General features: G+C 72.6%; 20 protein-coding genes and 1 pseudogene. 11 read left to right on the top strand and 10 right to left on the bottom strand.

The features are described 5' to 3' along the window. The first annotated feature begins 19 nt into the window (after nt 1-19). Nucleotides 20-1183, top strand: a complete 1164-nt coding sequence (locus tag ACZ6B8_RS23920) for an ABC transporter ATP-binding protein (protein ID WP_471081658.1) — start codon at nt 20-22, stop codon at nt 1181-1183. Nucleotides 1184-1335: 152 nt separating this feature from the next. On the opposite strand, the gene ACZ6B8_RS23915 is transcribed toward ACZ6B8_RS23920, so the two are convergent. Genes ACZ6B8_RS23915 through ACZ6B8_RS23905 form a run of 3 tightly spaced genes read right to left on the bottom strand, consistent with a single transcriptional unit; the run spans nt 1336 to nt 3652 of the window. Then, entirely contained in the window at nt 1336-2289 is a 954-nt protein-coding gene (locus tag ACZ6B8_RS23915) for an ABC transporter substrate-binding protein (protein WP_471081661.1), read from the bottom strand. After that, nucleotides 2286-2966, bottom strand: a complete 681-nt coding sequence (locus ACZ6B8_RS23910; protein ID WP_362369760.1) for an ABC transporter permease — start codon at nt 2964-2966, stop codon at nt 2286-2288. Before ACZ6B8_RS23910 ends, ACZ6B8_RS23915 begins: the two co-directional genes overlap by 4 nt. Beyond that, nucleotides 2963-3652 carry an ABC transporter permease gene (locus ACZ6B8_RS23905; RefSeq protein WP_471608533.1) on the bottom strand — a complete coding sequence of 230 codons (690 nt, stop codon included), beginning with the start codon at nt 3650-3652 and terminating at the stop codon, nt 2963-2965. The genes ACZ6B8_RS23910 and ACZ6B8_RS23905 overlap by 4 nt, the downstream gene beginning before the upstream one ends. 425 nt (nt 3653-4077) lie before the next feature. Between ACZ6B8_RS23905 and ACZ6B8_RS23900 the strand changes: the two genes are divergently transcribed. From ACZ6B8_RS23900 to ACZ6B8_RS23875, 6 genes and pseudogenes are all read left to right on the top strand, one after another. Next, complete coding sequence (locus ACZ6B8_RS23900) at nt 4078-4803, top strand: hypothetical protein (protein WP_471608532.1); 726 nt, start codon at nt 4078-4080, stop codon at nt 4801-4803. A gap of 145 nt (nt 4804-4948) precedes the next feature. Beyond that, on the top strand, nt 4949-6145 hold the full coding sequence (locus tag ACZ6B8_RS23895) for an NAD(P)-binding domain-containing protein (RefSeq protein WP_471081672.1): 1197 nt from the start codon (nt 4949-4951) through the stop codon (nt 6143-6145). 98 nt (nt 6146-6243) lie between these two features. Continuing rightward, entirely contained in the window at nt 6244-6429 is a 186-nt protein-coding gene (locus ACZ6B8_RS23890) for a hypothetical protein (protein WP_471608531.1), read from the top strand. A gap of 12 nt (nt 6430-6441) precedes the next feature. Continuing rightward, nucleotides 6442-6720, top strand: a pseudogene (locus tag ACZ6B8_RS23885) (mycothiol transferase); the annotation flags it as partial. 21 nt (nt 6721-6741) lie between these two features. Continuing rightward, nucleotides 6742-7320: a hypothetical protein gene (locus tag ACZ6B8_RS23880; protein ID WP_471608530.1), complete on the top strand. Its 579-nt coding sequence runs from the start codon at nt 6742-6744 to the stop codon at nt 7318-7320. A gap of 278 nt (nt 7321-7598) precedes the next feature. Then, nucleotides 7599-8198: a DUF3105 domain-containing protein gene (locus tag ACZ6B8_RS23875; protein ID WP_471608608.1), complete on the top strand. Its 600-nt coding sequence runs from the start codon at nt 7599-7601 to the stop codon at nt 8196-8198. 80 nt (nt 8199-8278) lie between these two features. On the opposite strand, the gene ACZ6B8_RS23870 is transcribed toward ACZ6B8_RS23875, so the two are convergent. The 4 genes from ACZ6B8_RS23870 to ACZ6B8_RS23855 all read right to left on the bottom strand — a co-directional run bounded on the left by ACZ6B8_RS23870 (nt 8279) and on the right by ACZ6B8_RS23855 (nt 12657). Then, entirely contained in the window at nt 8279-9673 is a 1395-nt protein-coding gene (locus ACZ6B8_RS23870) for an MFS transporter (RefSeq protein WP_471608607.1), read from the bottom strand. A gap of 14 nt (nt 9674-9687) precedes the next feature. Next, on the bottom strand, nt 9688-10857 hold the full coding sequence (locus ACZ6B8_RS23865) for a PLP-dependent cysteine synthase family protein (protein ID WP_471608529.1): 1170 nt from the start codon (nt 10855-10857) through the stop codon (nt 9688-9690). Between the two features lie 364 nt (nt 10858-11221). Further along, nucleotides 11222-11701 (bottom strand): hypothetical protein, encoded by a 480-nt coding sequence (locus ACZ6B8_RS23860; protein WP_471608528.1) that lies wholly within the window; start codon nt 11699-11701, stop codon nt 11222-11224. Nucleotides 11702-11826: 125 nt separating this feature from the next. Next, entirely contained in the window at nt 11827-12657 is an 831-nt protein-coding gene (locus ACZ6B8_RS23855) for an MmyB family transcriptional regulator (protein WP_471608527.1), read from the bottom strand. Nucleotides 12658-12774: 117 nt separating this feature from the next. Between ACZ6B8_RS23855 and ACZ6B8_RS23850 the strand changes: the two genes are divergently transcribed. After that, nucleotides 12775-13563, top strand: coding sequence for an SDR family oxidoreductase (locus ACZ6B8_RS23850; protein WP_471608606.1), 789 nt, complete (start codon nt 12775-12777; stop codon nt 13561-13563). 117 nt (nt 13564-13680) lie between these two features. Here ACZ6B8_RS23850 and ACZ6B8_RS23845 read toward each other — a convergent pair whose 3' ends face one another. Then, the gene (locus ACZ6B8_RS23845; protein WP_471608526.1) at nt 13681-14148 is read right to left on the bottom strand and encodes a hypothetical protein; all 468 of its coding nucleotides are present in this window, start codon (nt 14146-14148) and stop codon (nt 13681-13683) included. 394 nt (nt 14149-14542) lie between these two features. Here ACZ6B8_RS23845 and ACZ6B8_RS23840 point away from each other — a divergent pair, with 394 nt between their 5' ends. Further along, on the top strand, nt 14543-15040 hold the full coding sequence (locus ACZ6B8_RS23840) for a hypothetical protein (protein WP_471081703.1): 498 nt from the start codon (nt 14543-14545) through the stop codon (nt 15038-15040). Between the two features lie 225 nt (nt 15041-15265). Further along, nucleotides 15266-16720 carry an amidase gene (locus ACZ6B8_RS23835; protein WP_471608525.1) on the top strand — a complete coding sequence of 485 codons (1455 nt, stop codon included), beginning with the start codon at nt 15266-15268 and terminating at the stop codon, nt 16718-16720. A gap of 44 nt (nt 16721-16764) precedes the next feature. On the opposite strand, the gene ACZ6B8_RS23830 is transcribed toward ACZ6B8_RS23835, so the two are convergent. Together ACZ6B8_RS23830 and ACZ6B8_RS23825 are read right to left on the bottom strand one after the other, a co-directional pair. Further along, nucleotides 16765-18225 (bottom strand): MFS transporter, encoded by a 1461-nt coding sequence (locus ACZ6B8_RS23830; protein ID WP_471608524.1) that lies wholly within the window; start codon nt 18223-18225, stop codon nt 16765-16767. A 150-nt stretch (nt 18226-18375) separates the two neighbouring features. Next, entirely contained in the window at nt 18376-19194 is an 819-nt protein-coding gene (locus tag ACZ6B8_RS23825; RefSeq protein WP_471608523.1) for a GntR family transcriptional regulator, read from the bottom strand. Between the two features lie 579 nt (nt 19195-19773). On the opposite strand from ACZ6B8_RS23825, the gene ACZ6B8_RS23820 reads away from it, so the two are divergent. Next, nucleotides 19774-21462: an amidohydrolase family protein gene (locus ACZ6B8_RS23820; protein ID WP_471608522.1), complete on the top strand. Its 1689-nt coding sequence runs from the start codon at nt 19774-19776 to the stop codon at nt 21460-21462. The last annotated feature ends 86 nt before the right edge of the window (nt 21463-21548 follow it).

Below are 21548 nucleotides of genomic sequence, written 5' to 3'. Positions count from 1 at the left end.
GCGCGGCTAGCGTGAGGACATGATCCGGTTCGAGCAGGTGACCAAGCGCTACCCGGACGGAACGATGGCCGTGGACGACCTCTCCTTCGAGGTCGCCGAGGGTGAACTGGTCACGCTCGTCGGCCCCTCCGGCTGCGGCAAGACCACGACGATGATGATGGTGAACCGGCTCATCGAGCCGACGTCCGGCCGCATCTTCGTGAACGACGAGAACATCGCCGACGTGGACCCGGTCAAACTGCGCCGCCGCATCGGATACGTCATCCAGCAGGTCGGCCTCTTCCCGCACCGGACGATCCTCGACAACACGGCGACCGTGCCCGCCCTGATCGGCTGGAAGAAGGCGAAGGCCAGGGCCCGGGCGGCCGAGTTGCTCGACCTGGTGGGCCTGGACCCGAAGACGTTCGGCTCCCGCTACCCCGAACAGCTCTCCGGCGGCCAGCGCCAGCGCGTCGGCGTGGCCAGGGCGCTGGCGGCCGACCCGCCGGTGCTCCTGATGGACGAGCCGTTCGGCGCGGTCGACCCGGTGGTGCGCGAGCAGTTGCAGGACGAGTTCCTGCGGATGCAGGCGGCGGTGCGCAAGACGGTGCTCCTGGTGACGCACGACATCGAGGAGGCCGTCCGGCTCGGCGACCGCATCGCGGTGTACGGGCAGGGGCGGATCGAGCAGTTCGACACGCCGGGCGCGGTGCTGGGGGCGCCCGAGACGCCCTATGTCGCGGAGTTCGTGGGCGCCGACCGGGGGCTGAAGCGGCTCTCCGTCACCGAGATCCAGACGGACGACTTGGAAGAGCCGCCCATCGCCCGGCTCGACGAGCCCGCCGCGCAGGCCGCGGCCCGGATGCGCGAGGAGGAGGCGCGCTGGGCGGTCGTCCTGGACGCGGGCGGCGATCTGCACGGCTGGGTCGGCATCGACGAGGTGGCGCTGGCCGGCACGGGGGGCACGGTCGGCGACCTGGCGCACCGCATGAACTCCTGGGTGCCGGTCGGCGCCCCGCTCAAGCAGGCCTTCGGCGTGATGCTGCAGCACGACGCGGGCTGGGTCGCCGTGCTGGACGGCGCCCGCTTCCTCGGCGTCCTCACCCCGGCCAAGCTGCACGAGGCGCTGCGGCGTTCGGTGGACGCGGATGCGCAGGGGGTCGCGCGGGACGAGGTGGAGTTCGACTCGGTCGCCGATGCGTAGGCGCTCCCGCTGGGGGGGCGGTGGGGTGGGCTGGGGGGCGGTGGGGTGGAGGTGTGTTGTCTGCGGGGCGGTGGGGGTTGTTCGCGCAGTTCCCCGCGCCCCTGAGAGGCCCCTGGCGGGGCCTTCAGTGGCGACGGAAGGCTTCCCTCGGATTACAGGAGGCCCTTCTTCTCCAAGTAGGTTTTCGCCACGTCTTGCGGCAGGCGGCGCCAGCTGTCCACCTGTTCGTTCAGGGAGGCCAGGTCCTGGGTCGTCAGGACGGGGTTGAGGCGGCCGAGCGCGGTGGCCACTCCCTTGCTGCCCGCGCGGGAGCGGTTGACCACGGGCACGATGTAGTCCGCGTTCTGCAGGTGCTTGTCGTCCTTCAGGAGCACCAGGCCGAAGTCGTCGAGCGTCGCGTCCGTCGAGGTGGTGAGCACCATCTGGTCCTGCCCGCCCTGCACCGCCTTCTTGGCCTGGGTCGTTCCCACGCCCTTGGGATCCACGCCGGTGATGTCGATCCCGTACACCTTCTTCAGACCCGGCGCGCAGTAGGGGCGCTTCACGCACTCGTCGCCCGCGGCGAGGCGCACCTTCAGACCTGAAGTACCGAGGTCGCTGAGGGTCTTGAGCCGGTGCTCGCGGGCGTAGGAGGCGGCGACGGCGAAGGCGTTCTGGTCGACGGCCTTGCCGGGGTCGAGGACCGTGAGGCCGCGTGGCGTGGCGAGGCGGCGCAGGGCCCGCATCGTCGCGTCGAGGTCGGGGGAGCCCGCGGGCTCCGCGTCGGCGCCGTTCTTCTTGGCGTTGAGCCAGTCGGCGAAGGTCGCCGCGTACTCGGGGACGACGTCGATCTGGCCGGACTCCAGCGCGGGCTCGTACAGCTCGCGGTTGGCGACGGAGAGGATCTTCGTGCTGTATCCGGCCTTGTTCAGGAGCAGCGCGTACATCTGGGCGAGCAGGTCGGACTCGGTGAAGCCCGCGGAGCCGACGACGAGGTGCTTGCTGTCGCCGGGCGGCGCGGTGACCTCGCCCTGGTCCTCCAGCGAGGGTCCGGTCGCGCAGCCCGAGACGACCGCCTGGAGGAGGGCGAGGAGGACGGCCGCCGCCGCACCGGTGCGCCGCCTCATCCGGCGCTCCCCCGGCCGCGCGCCCAGGCGGGCCCGAACCGTTCGGCCACCTCGAAGACGCCCTCGACGAGCAGCGCGAACACGGCCACGAGGACGGCGCCCGCCACGACCTGCGGGGTGCTCGCCAGGTTGAAGCCCGCCGTGATGATCCGGCCGAGACCGCCGCCGCCCGCGAGCGCGGCGATGGTGGCGGTGGCGACGAGCTGCACGGCGGCGATGCGGACCCCGCTGAGCACCAGCGGGAGCGCCAGCGGCAGTTCGACCCGCCACAGCATCTGCCGCCCGGTCATCCCCATGCCGCGCGCGGCCTGGACGACGCTGCGGTCGACGCCGCGCATGCCCACGTACGCGTTGGTGAGCAGCGGCGGTACGGCGAACAGCACGAGCGCGACGACGGTCGGCCCTTCGCCCCACTTGCCCAGCGGGGTGAGGAGGAGCAGGACGAGGACGGCGAAGGTCGGTACCGCGCGCCCGACGTTGGAGATGTTCACGGCGAGCGCGCCGCCCTTGCCGAGGTGGCCGAGGACGAGCGCGACGGGCAGGGCGATGAGACAGCTCAGCACCAGGCAGACGACGGTGAGGACGAGGTGCTGGGTGAGCCGGTGCCAGATGCCGTCGTCGCCGGCCCAGTGCGCGGAGTCGGTGAGCCACGCCCAGGCGTCGCCGAGTGTCTTCATGAGCGGGCCGCCTTCGTCGCTCGTTCCCAGGGGGTGAGGACGCGCTGCACGCCGAGCAGCAGCAGGTCGGCGGCGACGGCGATGACGACGCACAGCACGGACGCGGTGAGGACCTGCGCCTTGAAGTAGGTGTTCATGCCCGTGTAGATGAGGTTGCCGAGCCCGCCGAAGCCGACGATCGCGCCGATGGTCACCAGGGAGACCGCGGAGACCGTGGCGATGCGCAGGCCGGCCATCGCGGCGGGCAGGGCGAGCGGCAGTTCGACCGTGAGCAGAAGGCGGATCGGGCCGTAGCCCATGCCGCGGGCGGCCTGCCGGGTGTCCTCGGGGACGGCGCGCAGGCCGGCGAGGATGTTCCGTACGAGCAGGGTGAGCGAGTAGAGGACCAGGCCCGCGACGACGAGTGAGGCGGAGAGCCCGTACACCGGGAGCAGCAGCGAGAACATCGCGAGCGACGGGATGGTGTACAGGACGGTGGTGAGCGCGAGGACGGGGCCCGCGGCCCACCCCCAGCGGCGCGCCACCACGGCCAGCGGCACGGCGACGGCCAGCGCGATCAGCACGGAGACGGCCGTCAGCTGCAGATGCTGGACGACCGCGTCGAGCAGGATCTGACGGCGGGTGCTCAGATACTCGCCGCAGATCCACTCGTTGCGCGCGAGGCAGTCGTCGGGGGCGGCGGTCACCTGTCCATTCAAGGCCGGGGCGGCGGGGCACGGCGCGTTCTGATGGCCCGTACGGGTCCGGGAGCGAAGGGGCAGTGCTCGTACGCAGACACCCGGGGGCCGGCTCGATATTCCCGTGCAGGTTCGCGGGGGGGGGAGGCAATGAGCCCGCACGGCCCCTGAGCGGCCCGACGGACCCGCTTTCCGAGAGGCCCTGTCCCACGGTCAGCACCGACCTCCGCCTCGCGGCGCGCCCCGTCGGGCCGTCAACTCCCCTTCGCGGGGCCCCTTTCCGCCCCCACCGCGCCCGCACCGGGGTGACAGTCGGAGGGGCGACGCCGCATGATGGGTGCGTCATGAAGACTTCGGGAGCGGCGGCACCTCGTCCTCGACCACGCGGCGGCCACGGGCCGGCCGGGCGGTCGAGGGCTGCGGCGCGGGCGTCCGTGGCGCGGGCCACGGCGTTCTCCGTCGTGGGCGCCCTCCTCGCCGTCGCCTCGTACCACTTCGTCCTCGGTCCGACGCCGTCATGGGACGTACCGGGGCTGTCATGGGACGTACGGACGGTCGCCGCCGCGATCCTGTGCCGCGCGGCGCTGTCCCGCGGCGCCGCGGCCCGGAGCGACTCCGCGGACCGGCCGCCCCACCCTTCATCCGCGCCCCATGAGGCACGCAGGCCCCAGGTGACCCTCGCCGGGCGGGCCGCAGCCCGACGGTGGACCCGCCGGGCGGTGCTCGGCGGCCGACCGAACGCCCCGGCCTCCGCGCACCAGCCCTCGACCGCCCGCCGCCACGGACACCCCGGGTGCTCCAGAGCATCCGGATCCTCCGGTCGCCCCATAAGCCCCCTGCGCCCCGTTCTCCCGCTCGTCGTCGGCCGCCTCCTCCGCCAGACCACAGGCCTCACCACGAACGACGCAGCACTCGGGAGCAACCGGGCACTCCGCAGGACGCGCGACTCCCTGTCCCGGGTCCTGCGGTTGCTGCGTCTGCTGTGCGCCCTCCTCGCCCGCGTCCTGCGCCCGGCCCGCGCGCCACGCGCGATCCCGCTGCCCCGGCCGGTTCCGGCCCCACGCCCCGGCCGGCCGGCCCGCGCGGTCTCCCCCTCCCTCCTCCTCGCGGACGCCCTCGTACGGCGCGGCCCGCCGGCCCGGCCGCCGCTCGCCGTCTGATCCGTGCCGAGGCGCGCGCACGCGCCGGGTCACGTGGACGGGAGCGGTTCCGGCACGCCCGATTCCGCCTCTTCTCCAGCTGATTTCCGGCGCGCCCCGAGCCGTGCCCACAGCACCGTGCGGGGTGGTGCCAGGAGGGACCCCCATGTCCAAGACCGTCGTCATCATCGGTGCGGGCCCGTACGGTCTGTCCGCCGCCGCTCATCTGCGGGCGCGCGGCCTGCCCGTCCGCGTCTTCGGCGCACCCGTCGCGAGCTGGTCGCGGCGCATGCCCGCCGGCATGCTGCTGCGGACCACGGCCGATGCCTCGGCACTCGCGACCCCACGAGAGGGCTTCACGCTCCGCGACTACTGCCGCGATGCGGGAGAGCGGTGGATCGACGCCGAGGCGCAGGTGCCCGTCGGGCTGTTCATGCGGTACGGCGGGTGGTTCCGGGAGCGCTTGGTGCCGCGTGTCGAGGACGAGCGGGTGGCCGCGGTCGACCGGCTCGCGGACGGGTTCCGCGTCAAGCTGTCGTCGGGGGAGGTGGTCCGGGCGGGCGCCGTGGTGGTGGCCACCGGCCTCACCGGCTTCGCCCATCTGCCGGCGCCCCTCGCGGCGGCGGCGTCCGGCGGGCCTTCGGCCCTCGGCCTCATCTCCCACAGCTCGCAGCAGACCGACCCGCGCGGTTTCGCCGGGCGCACGGTGACCGTCGTCGGAGCCGGGCAGTCCGCGCTGGAGAGCGCCGCGCTGCTGCACGAGGCGGGCGCCGACGTGCGGGTGCTGGCACGCGGCGCGGGGGTCCGGTTCGAGACGGCGCCGTCCGGCCGCCCGCACTGGCAGCCGGACACACCGACGGGCCGTTCGTGGTCCCTGTACGGCCTCACCCGCCATCCGGCTGCGTTCCGGCGGCTGCCCGCCGCCGCGCGGCTCCGGCTCGCCGAACGGGCCTCGACCCCGCGCGGGGCCTGGTGGCTCAAGGAGCGGATCGAGGGCAGAGTGCCGGTTCTCGCGGAACAGCGGATCACGGCCGCGGAGACGTACGGGGGCGGGATCGCCCTGCGCACCGTGACGCAGGACGGGCGCACGCACACCGTCGAGTCCGAACACGTCCTGGCCGCCACCGGTTTCCGGGTCCAGCTGGAGGCCCTGGACTTCCTCTCGCCCGAGATCCGTGCCGACCTGATACGCATCGGCGGATTCCCGGTCCTGGACAAGGGGTTCGCCTCCAGCGTGCCGGGCCTGTACTTCACGGGTCCGTCGGCCGCCGCGTCCTTCGGCCCCGCGCTGCGCCTCGTGACCGGCACCCGGTTCGCGGGCCCCCGCCTCTCGAAATCGGTGGCGGCGTGCTGTGACGAATGAGCGCGCGCCGAGCGCCGGTCCGGCCCCCGGAGACGGGCGCCTGTCCGCACCCCGGAAAGGAGCTGCCCCAAGATCCCCCTAGCGACAGACTGCCACCCATGACCGCCTCGGAATTCCAGTCAGCCTTCAAGAACGACCTCCGCATCAACCTCCAGGACGCCCGCGACGTCCTCCTCACGGGTCGCGACGTCCTCCTCACGGGTGAGGCCGAGACCAACGCGGATCTGTGGGCGACCCCCGACGAGACGCGGGAGGAGATCGTCGGGCGCTACCGGAAGGTGTGAGCCCACTCGGACGCCACGATCGACTCCGTGGAGCTCCACGCGCTCGGGCGCCTGCCGGACGCCGAAGACCCTGAGCTGTCGCTGCACCGGATCCTCGTCCATCTGATCGCCGAGACCCACCGGCACGCCGGACACGCCGACATCGTGCGGGAGTTGGCCGACGGCGCCGTGGGGCAGCGGGAGAAGGGCGAGAACATGCCGGACGGAACGGAGTGGCAGGCGGAGCACCGTGCCCGCGTCGAGCGCGCGGCACGGGAGGCCGGCCGGGGCACCCGTAGGTCCGGCGTCTGACCCTCGCTACGATGCGCTGCGATGAGACACACGCGGGGGACGAGAGCCGCCCGGCGCGCCTGGCGCCGCGCGGTGTCGGCCGCTGCGCTCGCGTCCCTCGTCGCCACGCTGTTGATGTGCCTCGCCGCCACCGCGCCCCACGGACCCCGCCCGGACGCGGCGTCGCTCATGGGTACGGGCACGAGTGCGAGTGCGGGTGCGGCCACGAGCGTGGGTACGGGTGCGGGTATCGGCTCCGTCCGGGATAGGGGTGCCCGGACCGGAGCGGGTACGGATCTCGGCCGGGACGCCTTCTCCGCCTCGGACTCGGCCTCGGACTCGACCTCGGATGACACGCTCTCCTTCGCCGCCGCCGAGGCCCCCGCGCTCGCCATCTGCACGGCCCCTGCCGACGACTCCGACTGCCCGCCGGCGGACCGGTGTTGCGCGTCGCTCACCCACGGCGTACGGGCCGCACCGAAGCCGGCCGGTGCGTCGCCGGCCGCCGGCCCACCGGACATCACCCACCTCCCGGTGCAGTCGGCGACGGGCCCGGCGTCCGGGCATCACTCGAACCGAGGGTCGCCCGATCTCCACATGCTCCAGGTGCAGCGGATCTAGACGGATCCCGGCAGGGCGGCCCGTGTACGGGGCCGGCCCTCGCCTCATGGCATCCACCGGACCGCAGGCACCGCCGCGCCCAGCGGCGGGGACAAGGAACACCCATGGCCAAGGCCAAGTCCCGCAAGCCGACCAGCAAGTCGACCGACAAGCCGACCACCACCAACAGCACGACCGACCGGCCCACCGGCACATCGACCACCAACTCCCCCAAGGGGCCGGGCAACAGACCGAGCAAGAAGGCGGCCGCCGCCGAACGGCAGACCAGGGTCGAAGCGATGCGCCGCGCCGAGCAGGCACGCGAGCGACGGAACCGCGTCATCACCGTCACGGCCGGCACGGTGATCGTCGCCGCCCTCATCGGTTTCGGCGCGTACGCCCTCGACAGCGCGAACGACAAGGAGGCGCGGAACTCCGCCGCCGCCAAGAAGCCCGTGCGGGGCGAGACGACGTGGGACGCGAAGAAGCTGGGCCGCGACCACGTGGCCAAGAGCGTCGACTACCCGATGACGCCACCGGTCGGCGGGGACCACCATCAGGCGTGGATGACCTGCGACGCCAGCGTCTACAAGAAGGAGATACCGAACGAGAATGCGGTGCACTCCCTCGAACACGGCGCGGTCTGGGTCACCTACAACGGCAAGGCGTCCGACGCCGACGTCAAGAAGCTGGGTGACAAGGTCTCCAGGACCCCGTACAGCCTGATGAGTCCGGTCGCGAAGCAGCGGAGCCCGCTCATGCTGTCGGCCTGGGGTCACCAGCTGGCCGTCGACAGCGCCGCGGACCCGCGGGTCGCGGAGTTCTTCGGCAAGTATGTGCAGGGGGCGCAGACACCTGAGCCCGGGGCCGCCTGCACGGGAGGCATCGGCTCGGCGTGACGACTGCCCGGGTCGGCCGGCGCGCGGCGATCAGAAGCCGCGTGACGGCCGACCCGGCTCCTCACACCATCGACCAACGGTCAGGCCGCAGCCGGCTGTCGCACCTCAGATGCCGGAGCGGACAGTCGCCCCGACCGGTGCAGTCCGTGGAGCGATGCCGAGCAACCGAGGCCGAGGAGGAGCAGCGCGAGCCAGGGGAGGGCCGGCATGCCCGCCTCCCGCGCCGCGTCGAGGGCGGCTCCCGTCAGCAGGTTGCCGACCGTGATGCCGACTCCGCAGATGGTGTTGTAGAGGCCGTAGTGGGTGGCGACCAGCCGGTCCCCCGACAGTCGGACGATCGTGTCCATCTCGAACGGGTACGCGATCATCGTGCCCAGCGCGAGCAGCAGCGCCGCCAGCATGGGCGGCAGCGCGGCGAACAGCCACCGCCCCGCTCCCCCGCCGGGCTCCGGCAACGCGGTCACCGCGAGCAGCGGCACGAAGGCGGTGGCCATGCTCAACAGACCCCAGGCGAGGGCCTGTCCGGGCGCCATCCGTTCCTTGCACCAGGCCGTCACGCGGGTCTGCCCGAGGATGGTGGTGAGCCCGGACACCGCGAAGAGCAGCGCCACGGCGACGGTACCGAACTCCCCGTCACCGCCCACCCGTCGCACCTCCAGGGGCAGCGCCAGATAGACCTGGAAGGTGAGGACGTACGAGCCGATCATCGCGGAGGAGAAGAGCAGGAAGGCACGGTTGCCCACGATGCCACGCCACTGGGCGAGGACACCGCCGCCGGGACCGGCCACTCCGGCTCCGTCCGCCCCGGCTCGATCCGCCCCGGCTCGGCCCCGCGCCCGGTCCACCGCGTCGTTCCCCCTGCGGGCGGGGAGGGCGCGGATCTGGACCACGCTGAGCAGCGCGAAGATGGCCGCGGAGGCGAGACAGGTCACCCGGAAGTCGACCCCGGTGAGCAGCATGCCCACCAACGGGCCGAGCAGGATGCCGGCTTGGTAGAAGACGTTGAACAGGGCGAAGGCCTCGACGCGGCGCTCCCCCGCGTCGGCGGCGAGGTACGCCCGCACCGCCGGGTTGAACAGCGCCCCCGCGAAGCCGGTCGCGGCCGAGGCGACCAGCAGCGCCGGCACCGAGTCGACGAGCCCGAGCGTGGCGAAGCCGATGGTACGCAGGACACATCCGGCGACGATCAGCGGCTTGTAGCCGAGCCGGTCGGCGAGGGTGCCGCCGACGAGGAACATGCCCTGCTGGCTGAAGTTCCGTACCCCGAGGACGAGTCCGACCAGCCAGCCGGCGAGGCCGAGGGTGCCGGACAGGTGCTGGGCGAGATACGGCATCAGCATGTAGAAGCCGAGGTTGATGGTGAACTGGTTGGCCAGGAGCAGTTGGACGCTCCGGTCGTAGGAGCGGTATTGGGCGAGGGTGGTCTGCGTGGTCCCCGCCGCCTTCGTCGACTGCGTCGACGTCGTCGGCTTCATCGGATTCGTCGGGTTCATCGGGCGCCGCCGTCCGCCGTCAACGAAGCTGTGTCACACGCCTGTTGCCGCCGCGAGGGCACCGGGTCGTGCACCGTGACGCAGCGCGTCCAGCGGGTGACCTCCCTTTCCTCCGGCCGGTCGAGCACGTCGGGTTCGAGGGCCGGGGTGTGGCCCAGCAGACCGCGCTCGGCGCAGTACGCGTCGTCGTACACGGTCTCCAGATAGCGCTGGGGGCCGTCGGGGAAGACCGCGACGATCCGCGATTCCCCCGGGAGCGTCCGCGCGAGCCAGCCCGCCACCAGCGCGACCGCTCCGACGCTCCATCCCCCGGTCGCGTGGTGGGAGGTCGCCAACTGGCGGCAGGCCCACACGGATTCGGCGGGGGCGACCCAGTGGACCTCCCTGAAGGCGTCGTAGGCGACGTTGCGCGGGTAGATGCTGGAGCCCAGACCGCGCATGATCCGGGGCCGGGCGGGCTGCCCGAAGATGGTCGAGCCGACGGTGTCCACGCCGACCAGACGCAGCCCGGGACAGAGCTGCCGCAGGACGCGGAAGATGCCCGCCGAGTGCCCGCCCGTGCCGACGCTGCAGACCAGTACGTCGATGTGGCCCAGTTGAGCGGCGAGTTCGAGGGCGAGGGGGGTGTAGGCGGTGATGTTGTCGGGGTTGCCGTACTGGTCGGGGCACCACGAATCCGGGTGCTGCGCGAGGAGTTCGGCGACGCGGTCGCGGCGGGCCTGCTGCCAGCCGCCCGTGGGGTGGGGCTCGGAAACGGTGTCGACGCTGACGCCGTACGCGGCCAGCAGCCGGTTCATGGACGGTTCGAGACCGGGATCGGTGACGAGGGTGACCGGGTGCCCGTGGACGGTTCCGGCCAGGGCGAGACCGAGGCCGAGGGTGCCGCTGGTGGACTCGACGATCCGGCCTCCGGGCCGCAACGCGCCCCGGGCCCTGGCTCGTTCGACCATGTGGAGTCCGGCTCGGTCCTTGATGCCGCCGGGGTTGAAGCCCTCCAGCTTGGCCCAGAACCCCCGGCCGGCCGGGGCGAAGGGCTGCGAGACGTGCAGGACGGGGGTGTTCCCGACGAGGCCCGGGAGGGTGGCGGTGGTGGGGCCGGGTTCGTACGTGCTGGAGGAGCGGGACGCGGTCGGGGGGTGGGGCGTGGTCGGGGGGTGGGGGTGCATGCTTGGGTACTCGCTCTCGTTCAGCGGGTGGACGTGGACGCGCCGGAGGCGGGCGCGTCGCAAGAGGGTGGGTGCGCCGAAAGACGGTGGGGCGGAATGTCCGCGGCTCGGTGTGCCGGTGCGCCGAGCGGCCGGCGCGTGACCGCACGACGCGGCGGGCGCGGCCGATCGGATCGGCGCCCGACGGCACGACCCCTCCGGGGGACGGCCGCCCCTTCCGCCGACGGGGTACACCGAGGGGGGTACGCCGACGGAAGACACACCGACAGAAGGCGTCTGCGCAAGGCGCCGCCACGAGGCGTCGGCACAAGGTGCCGACAGCAGTCGGCGGTGAGGCGCGGACCGGTGCGGAGAACCCCGCGGCCTAGATGCGCAGAATCGTGGAGTCGGCCGCGTGCGCTATCGGGACCACGAAGTCCCGGCCCGCGATCCGGTGGGCGGCGTGCGTCGAGGCCGGCGCGCCGGGCCGCCACCGTGAACCCAGCGGCGAGAGACAGGGCAGGTCCACGTCGGGCCCCTGCGGAGGCTGGCTCAGCGCGCACTCCTCGACGGTGTGCTGCTGACGGTGGTCATGGCGCGAGTCTCCGGGCGCCCCGGCCAGGACGGGGACGTCGGCCAGGACGGGGGCGTCGGCCGCGGCCCCGCCCGGCGATGCGGCGCGTACCACCGCACCGGCCCCCGGCGCGCCGATGCCACCGAAAACGGTGAGGTGACGACTGGTCGCCTCCGGGCTGGCCACATGCACGAACACCAGACCGAAGAGAAAGAGCCCCAGCCCCACCACCCGCCACAGCACCGCCATCGAGCGGTTCCGCCGGGCACCGGAGGGAGACCAGGCCGTCATCACGCCGCGATCCTAGCCCGCCCGACCGCCCCCGGCCTCCCACGACCCGGCGACGCGGAGCGTGCGCCTCCGCCAGGCTCGTCGAGCAGGGCCCCGCCCCGACCCACCCCCCTCAGGAGCGGTCGTCACCCCTCCCGCCGCGACGTCGCCGCCAGTGAGCCGAGCAGTGCGAGTGCCTCGCTGCTGGGGGAGGCCGGGTCCGCGTGGTGGACGACCAGTTCCTGCCCCGGGGCCGAGCGCACGTCGAAGGTCTGCATGGTCAGCGTCAGCGGGCCGACGTCGCGGTGCTCGAAGGACTTGCGCTCCAGCGCCTTGCCGCGGGCGTCGTGGCGCTTCCACAGTTCGACGAACTCGGGGCTCGTGTCCAGGAGTTCGGTGAGGACCTCACGTATCCGGGGATCGTTCGGCGCCGCGCCGAGGCCGAGCCGGAAGCCGGCCACGGAGTTGCGCGCCACGTCGTGCCAGTCGCGGTAGAAGGTGCGGGCCGCCGGGTCGGTGAAGACGACGTGCATGAGGTTGCGCGAGTGGGTCCAGCCGTGGAAGAGCGCGTCGGCGATGGCGTTGGACGCCAGGACGTCGTACGCGCGGTTGTAGACGATCGCCGGATTGTGCGGCCAGGCGTCCATGAGCGCGAGCAGGCTCGGCTCGACCCGGTCGGGCGCGGTCGCGGACTTCGCCCGGGGGCCGAGGCCGGCGAGCCGGAACATATGGTGGCGGCCGTCCTCGTCCAGGCGCAGGGCCGCCGCCAGGGCGTCGAGCACCTGCGCGGAGGGCGTCCGTTCCCGGCCCTGCTCCAGACGTACGTAGTAGTCGGCGCTGACCCCGGCCAGCAGGACGACCTCCTCACGCCGCAGGCCCGGCACCCGGCGGTGCCCGGTGACCGGGAGGTTCACGTCGGCCGGGGTGACGCGGGCCCGCCGGGCGCTGAGGTAGGCGCCGAGTTCGGTGCTTGGCATGGCGCCAGGGTAGGGCGCGCACCGGCCGCTCTGCCTGGGTGCGCCGCACCCAGGAGGACCTCACCTCTCCCCCGGCCGCTCAGGCCGGGCCAGCCTCGACGCATGACCACACACGGCATGACCACACCCACCCTGACCACCGAGCGAGCCGAACCCGTCGAGCCCACCCCCTCCTGCAAGGTCGTCCTCGTCACCGGCGCGAGCAGCGGCATCGGAGAAGCCGTCGCCGCGCATTTGGCGGCACAGGGGCATGTGGTGGTGGCCGGCGCCCGGCGCACCGACCGGCTGGCGGCGCTGGCCGAGCGCACCGCCGAGGCCGCAGGCCGCTTCGGCGGCTTCCTTGAACCGGCACGGCTGGACGTGACGGACCGCGCGGACACGGCGGCCTTCGTACGGGACGCCCGCGACCGCCACGGACGCGTGGATGTCCTCGTCAACAACGCCGGCGTCATGCCGCTGTCCCGCCTGGACTCCCTCCTGGTCGAGGAGTGGGACCGGATGATCGACGTGAACGTGCGCGGGCTGCTGCACGGCATCGCCGCCGCGCTGCCCGTGTTCGCCGCGCAGGGTTCGGGACACTTCGTGACCGTCGCGAGCATCGGCGCGCACGAGGTGGTGCCCACGGGGTCGGTCTACTGCGCCACCAAGTACGCCGCCTGGGCGATCACGGAAGGGCTGCGCCAGGAGTCCGACCCGTCGATCCGGGTCACGACCGTCTCGCCCGGCGTCGTCGACTCCGCGCTCGCCGACACCATCACCGACCCGGCCGCCGCCGAGGCCATGCGCGGCTACCGCGCCCATGCGATCAGCCCCGACGCCATCGCCTCCGCCGTCTCCTACGCCCTCGCGCAGCCGCCCGAGGTCGACGTCAACGAAATCGTCGTACGCCCCGCACGCCAGCGCTGAACCTACCCACCGGAGGCCCGCCACCGGAAAGGCGACGGATGTGGCGGCCGTGCTGGGCGTGCTGGGCGTGCTGGCCGTCGTCGCCATCACGCCCAGCACGCATGCCGTATTGCTCGCTCACTCGACCATGTACCACTTGTGCCACTTGCCGCTGCTGAAGATCGAGACCCAGATGTGGCCCCCGACTTTCACCCGGACGTACCGCCCGTTTCCGGTGCGACCAATGTTCAGAGTGTCATCAGCGCGCCCGTTGTTCGGCATTTCGACCCACCGTCCGGCGTTCTTCCAGTCGTGCCAGATGGTGCGGTCGGGGGCGATGCCGAAGTATTCGTCCGGCGTACCGTTGTTGTCCCAGTCGGCGCGGAGCACATGGGAGCCGCACTTGAACTTGCCGGTGTGACCCCAAGGAGACGTGAAGGTCCAGTAGTTGGTGCACGCCAGGGCGTTGCCTTCCTCATTTCCCCCGGCCTGGACCCTGCTTGCCGTCGGTCGCTTTCCGGTGTCCGTACCGGACGGCTCCGCATGAGCGACCTGGCCGGCGAGGAGCAGGCTGGCGACGGCCGACACTCCTGTCGCCCACTTCATCGTTGACTTCACCTGCGAGCCTTTCTCTCGTCCCGATCGGGATCGTGCATGGCTGCCCGAGGCAGCCGTCGTGCTCGATGGAGAAGCTAGCGATGCATGCGATTCCGGGTCGTCCCACGCGAGTTTGGTCTGGAAGTAAACTTTGGCGGTAGGTTCATGAATTGCTGCGACTCTCGCGGTGTGGAATGCGCAAGAAACAGCGCCCTGCCGCCCGCGCATACCTGTCGGCTGCGTCAACCGAATCCAACTACCGCTGTAACACCCAGGTTTACCCCACTCATGCGCTGGTTCGGCCCGCACCTCAAACCACCGGTTGACGCGTGAAGGTGCCCGGCCCCCGTAGCGTCCTGCCTCGACCACACAGCGCACCCACACACAACACAGGGGGAAACACATGCGCACCATTCCGAATGCAGGGCTCGCGGCAGCGGGCGTATCGGTCGCCGTGGGCCTGTTGCTGGCCGCTCAGCCGGCCAGCGCCGCTCCGACCGGGGACAACTCCGCGGCGAAGCAGCCGGTGTTCAGCACGATCCAGGTCGGAACGGCCGGGCAGGCAGGAGTCTCCGGAGCGCGGGACTGCAGGGTGACGTCTCCGTGGGGCCACGTCGGCTACCTCAAGTGCGGCTCCCACGCCCAGGCCGCCGACTGGGACGGCAACGGATCCGTCGACGAAGTGTTCGGCGTGACCGGCAACCGCCACATCTGGCACGACTGGAAGAACGCCGGCAAGTGGGTCGAGATGCCCAACTCAGGACGTGCCGACGACACCTACGACTGGGGTTGGAGCCACAACGCCACCCGACGCGCCATCGACGTCAAGGTCGGCAGTTCCCAGGTGTGGCGTTCGGAGTTCTACTCCAGCAAGTGGCACGCCTGGACCAGGGTCCGCTGAGCGGCGGCGACTGACGGCCCGGCCCGACCCTCGCCTGCGCCGGGGCGTGTCCGACGGATCACGTATCCCGTCGGGCACGCCTTGCCCTCTGCGGGGCCGGGCAGGCTGCGGGACGTCGGTCACCCACCCTCTCCACGGTCCGGATCAAGGTCCGGATCACGGTCTCGGCCCGTTGTGGGAAGCAACATTTCGTGCCTTCCCCATGGGGTCGCTACGTTCGCCCGCATGGACTCGAACCTTTCGACGGCCGTGGAACTCATGGCCGCGCTGCGCGCCGGCGACGTGACCTCGGCAGAGCTGACCGACGAGGCGATCGCCCGTATCGAACGGGACGACAAGGAGATCAACTCCGTCTGCGTGCCGGACTTCGACCGTGCGCGGGAAGCCGCGCACGCCGCCGACCGGGCACGGTCCCGCGGCGAGGACCGGCCGCTGCTCGGCCTCCCGATGACGGTCAAGGAGTCGTACGACATCGCGGGCCTGCCCACGACGTGGGGCATGCCGCCGCACCGGGACCACGTGCCGGCCGAGGACGCGGTCCAGGTGTCGCGCGTCAAGGCCGCGGGCGCGGTGGTGCTCGGCAAGACCAACGTCCCGCTGGGGCTCCAGGACATCCAGAGCTTCAACGAGATCTACGGCACCACCAACAACCCCTGGAACCACGCCCGCACCTCGGGCGGATCCTCCGGCGGCTCCGCCGCGGCCCTCGCCGTCGGCTTCGGTGCGCTCTCCCTCGGCTCCGACCTCGCCGGATCGTTGCGCACTCCCGCCCACTTCTGTGGCGTCTACTCGCACAAGCCGACGCTCGGACTGGCGGCGATCCGCGGCATGGTGCCGCCGGCCACCCCCACCCTGCCACCCGAGCCCGACCTCGCCGTCGTCGGCCCGATGGCGCGCAGCGCGCGCGACCTCTCGCTCCTTCTCGACGTCATGGCAGGACCGGACCCGCTCACCCTCGGCCTCTCCCACACCGTGGCGCTGCCGCCCGCTCGCCACGAGCGGCTCAGCGACTTCCGGGTCCTGGTCCTCGACGACCACCCGCTGCTTCCTTCCGGGGCCGCCGTGCGGGCGGGCGTGCGCAGGGTGGCCGACGGGCTCACCGAGGGCGGCGCCCGAGTCGCGTGGCACAGCCCGCTCCTTCCCGACCTGACCGAAGCCGCGACGCTCTACATGCACCTGCTGTTCTCCGGCTCCACGGCCCGTTTCCCCATGGAGACGTACGAGCAACTACGCTCCTTCGTGGGCGAGTTGAGCCCCGACGACCACAGTCTCACCGCGGCGCGACTGCGCGGCATGGTCTTCAGCCACCGCGACTGGATGGAGGCGAACACCCTCCGCGAGGCCCACCGCCACGGTTGGCGGCAACTGTTCGAGGAGTTCGACGCGGTGGTGTGTCCCATCACGCCGACGCCCGCGTTCCCGCACGACCACGACCCCGACCTCCTGGGACGCCGGATCGACATCGACGGTGCCGAGTACCCGTACTTCGACCAACTGGCCTGGGCCGGTCTGGCGACCATGCCGGGGCTCCCCGCCACCGCGATTCCGACGGGCCCGTCCCCGGAGGGTCTCCCGGTGGGAGTGCAGCTCATCGGTCCGATGCACGAGGACCGCACCCCGTTGCGGCTCGCCGAACTGCTGGAGCGGCAGATCGGCGGCTTCCGGGCTCCTCCTCGGTAAGGCCCCTCCTGCGCCGGCAGTGGTACCGGTACCCGACGTCGCCGTCACCCGCCCCGCCGGTCCTCCGTCCGGGCCGCGCGGCGCGGGTACCAGGCGACCACCAGTACCCCGACCGCCACCACCAGGACGGCGAGCACCCGCATCGACGTGTCCAAGGCGTCGGTGAAGTCAGTGAGAACGGCGTGCCGCAGGCCCGGCGAGGTCAACCCCTGCTCCGCCAAGCGCTGTTCGGCGGCGGGAACGGTGGTCGGCACACCGGGCCCACCACGCAGCACCTCCGGGAGGCCCGCGGTGAACACCCCGGCGACCACGCTGCCGCTGACCGCCACACCCAGCGCGCTGCCCAGCTCCCGCGCCAGGCTCTGCAACCCCGAGCCGACCCCGGCCCGGCCCGGCGGCAGCGCGGACATCATGCCGTGCGACAGCAGCGGCGTGGCCAGGCCGCACCCGGCCGCGGTGAGCGTCGCCCCGAGCGCGTACAACGAGTACGGGGTGCTCGGGCCGACCCACGACACCGTGCCCAGACCGGCCGCCAGCACCGCGAGCCCCGTACCGAGCGTGGTCCGCGGCCCGGTGCGCCGTTCGAGCGCGACCGCGCAGCGCGGTGCGAGCAGCAGCGCCCCCGCCATCGGCAGCAGCCGCACCCCCGCCCCGAGCGGCGAGTAACCCTTGGCGTACTGCAGATACTGCCCGTTGACGTAGAACAGGCCGAACATCCCGACGAACACGAGCGCCATGCCCAGCGCACCCGCCCGCACGGCTGGGACCGTGAAGAGCCGCGGGTCCAGCATCGGGTGCTCACGCCGCAGCTCCCAGCAGACCCAGGCCACCAGCAGCACCGCCGCCGCGCCGAACCCACCGAGCACGCGCACGCTGCCCCAACCGGCCTGCGGCCCGGAGACGATGCCCGACAGGAGCGCGAGGAAGCCGACCGTCAGCAGCCCCGCGGACACCGCCGACACCGGCCGGTCGAGCCGGGGTGGCGCCGGAGCGAAAGCCATCACCAGGACGAGTGCCGCCAACGACAACGGCACCACGCACCAGAACAGCGCACGCCACGAACCGATCTGTAGCGCCGCGCCGCCGCCGACGTTGCCCAGCACGGCCGCCAGACCCGTCATCGACGCCCACGCCGCCACGAGCCGTGGCCTACGGTGCGCCGGGGCGCCGCCCACCATCAGCGCCAGCGTCGTCGGCAGCACCGCCGCGGCTCCCACGCCGCTGACGATCCGGCCCGCGATCACCGTGCCGATCCCCGACGCCACGGCGCAGAGCGCGCATCCGGCGGTGAACAGGCCCATGCCCGCGGTCAGTACGCGTCTGCGGCCGAGGCGGTCGGCGAGCGCGCCGCCCGGAATGAGCAGGCAGGCGAAGACCACGACGTAACCGTCGACCACCCACATCACCGACTCGGCCGACGGGCGCAGCGGGCTGCGCGACAGCGCGGGGATGGCGAGGTTCACCGCGGAGACCATGCCGACCACGAGGGTGACGCACAGACACATGACGGCAACCGTCAACGGGCCGGGCCCTTCAGGGCGTTGGGGGCGTCGCGTGTGCTGGGGGTGTTGGGTCACTTGCCGGTCCTGGGCTGCACGTGCGCACGGGCCGCCTGTCGCTGATCCGCCCTTGGTCCTGGGCTCGGGTTCCACCGTTCACCTCCCGTCCGTCGCGCGCACGAGTTCCGCGTGGAACGCCAGCCGGTCGCCGCGGATCCGCAGGAACTCCAGGTCCACCGGGCGTCCGTCGGGCATTCTGGTCAGCCGTTCCACGGTGAACAGCGCCGAGCCCGGCGGGATGTCGAGCAGCGCGCACGTGTGCGGATCACCGCCCACCGCGTGCACGGTGACGCTCGCCGAGCCGAGGGGCTGTCCGGTGGACTGCTCGATGAGTCCGAACAGGTCCCGGCCGGCCAGGTCCGCGGTCAGCAGCGGCTCCCCGATGTCGGCGGCCAGATAGGTCAGGTCGAGGGAGAGCGGTACGCCGTCCAGAAACCGCAGCCGTTCGATGTGGACCACCCGCCCGCCGTCGGGGACGTGCAGCTTGCGCGCCACCTCGCCGGGCGGGCGCACCACGTCCGCGACCCACACCTGATTGACCACCTCGCCGTGCGTGCCCAGCGTTTCGGCGAGGCCGGTCAGCCGGTCCAGGGTGTGTGCGTAGGGCCGCCGCACGATCACCGTGCCCACGCCCTGACGCCTCTCGACCACGCCTTCGTCGCGCAGCACGCCCAGCGCCTCGCGAACCGTGTTCCGCGACACCGCGAAGTCGGCGATCAGCACCCGCTCGTCGGGCAGTACGTCCGAGGCGAACGCCCCGGAGGCGATCTGGCGGCGCAGCACCTCGGCGACCTGCCGCGCCCGGTCCGCCCGCGTCCACCTGCGTCCTTCCGACGCCGCGCCGTACGCACCCGGCGCGGCGGCCGGTCCCGTGCCGGCGAGCGGGAGTGCGGGGTCGGTGGGCGAGGCGTTCATGGGACCTCCGCTGCGCGTCGGTACGGATACGGATGCGGATACGAATACGGCTCCGCTACGGGTACGGGTACGGGTCGGATACGGATAGGGGTCGGACACGGGCACGGGTGCGCGAGGGAACGGGGGCGCCCTCGCGTACGCCTTTGCTCGGTGGGCCGAGTGGGAGGCGGCCCCGCCCGCGCGGCGCTCACCGAAGGGGTCCGGTCCGGTCGGCAACAGGATCGACCGGTTGGCAACGGGATCGACCGCCGTGCGCACCTCGCGCACCGCCCGGCAACGACCCGTACGTCACCCGCAAACCTACGGCGCCGAGGTTTCCGGCACGTTACGCCACCTACCCTGACCTGCTATGACGCCCCTGACGTGCGGTGCAGTGCGGGGCGCGGACGAGTTGCGCCACCTAGCCGCCGCGACGGGTCCGTGAGGGGGAACGGTCGCCGCCCTGCCTCCGAACCCCCCGCTCCACTTCCGGCTGTCGAAACCCTTGTTCCGCCCTCCGGAGTCGCTTAAGGTCGGCGCCCACGGCTCGGCCGCCCCGCGCGGCCGGGCCTTCCCTGTGCGAACGCGAAGGAGCGTGCTGTGGTGCAGCAGGCGTGGCAGGACGGGTCATCGAGCGACGGCGGCGGCGCCGACAGGCACGGCCTCGGTGGGCACGGTGTCGACCAAGGGGGCGCGCACGCCGTGGACGCGGTGCGGGGTGTTCCTCCGGAGGCGGGCGGCGAGGACGGCGGGGCACGGGGCGTGGGGCGTCGGCGCTTCGTCGTGGGGGCCGGGCTCGTCGGGACCGGCGGCCTACTGGGCGCCGCCGGCGCCGGGGCCACGCCCGCGGCGGCGGCGAGCCGCGACACTCACACGAGCCACGACAGCGACGGCAACGCCAACGGCAGCGCAGGCCACGACGCCTTCGGTCCCCGAGACTTCCACGCGAAGCGGCTGCTGCTCGTACCGGACGTGGTCCTGTTGCCCCAGGGGCCGGTCAGGGACCGGGCAGTGCTCGTGGAGGGCGGCACCTTCCGGGCGGTCGGCCCGGTCCGCAAGCTCACCCAGGAACACCGGGACGCCCGCACGGTGCGGCTGAAGGGCCATCTGCTCATGCCGGGCTTCGTGGACGCCCACCACCATCTGACGCAGAGCTTCGGCAAGGCGCAGGCGTTCGGGCAGCCTTCGGAGATCTTCAAGACCGTGTGGGAGCCGCTGGAACACGCCCTGGACGAGGAGACCGCGCACCTCTCCGCGAAGCTCGCGGCCTTGGAGGCGCTGCGCGGCGGGTTCACCACCGCCGCCGACGCGGGCACGCGCGCTCCGATCGACGTGGGCGTCATCGCCAAGGCCGCGGAGGAGGCCGGGCTGCGCTGCGTGCTGTCCAAGGTCGTCTCCGACGGCAAGGGTGGCAAGGAACACCTGGAACGCTTCCAGGACTCCCGGCTGATCCACCCCTCGCTGGCGATACCCGTCCCGGAGGACGCGACGGCGGAGGTGCTGAAGAAGACCGCCGACCTGTGCGCGGACGCCGACGCGGTCTTCCAGGTCCACGTCAACGAGCACTTGGCCTCCGTCGAACGCTCGCTCAAGAGCGTGGGGCGCCGGCCGCTGTCGTACCTGCACCACGTCGGCGCCCTCAACGCGCACACGCTCGGCGCCCACGCCACCCTGCTCACGCCCGACGAGATGCGCATGCTCGCCGATACGGGCGCGGCGGTCAGCTACAACCCGGTGGCCAGCGCATGGAAGGGCAACGCCGTCGCACACGCGCTGATGTGGCAGACCATGGGCATCCGGTTCGGCATGGGCACCGACGGCACCCGGGGCAACGGCTTCCGGCTGATCGACGCGGCGGAGAGCGCCCAGCGCCTGACCTACGGCCTGCTGTCCGGCGACTCGGTGTGCGGCGCCGGCCGCACCTGGGTCACCCACGCCACCGGCCTGAGCGCCGACGCGGTCGGGCTCGGCAAGGTGACGGGCGAGATCGCGGCGGGCAAGGCCGCCGACTTCCTGCTCGTCGACCTCCAGGTCCCCGAACTCACCCCCTCCTACGACCTGTCCTGGGAACTGGTCAGGCTGGCCGACCGCGACCAGATCACCGCGGTCTTCGTCGACGGCACGCTCCGGCTGTGGCAGGGCTGGCCCACGACCTGGGACGGACGCGCGCTGGTCCGCAAGGCAGCGGAGGTGGGACCGAAGGTCGTCCAACGCGCCCGCATCCAACGGGTGGATCCGGACCCGGACGGCACGACACGTCACGTGCCGACTCCTCAACGCCGCTCCTAGGAGCCGGTTTCCGCCCGGTGTCGAAGCGACGGGCGGCCGAAGCTCCGGGCACTCGCGGGCGCCGGTCTGCCGGGCCGTGGCCGGAC

The organism is Streptomyces sp. NPDC041122, from assembly GCF_055592445.1.
Note: the sequence above shows the minus strand (reverse complement) of the source record. Positions and strands in the feature narration are given on the sequence as shown.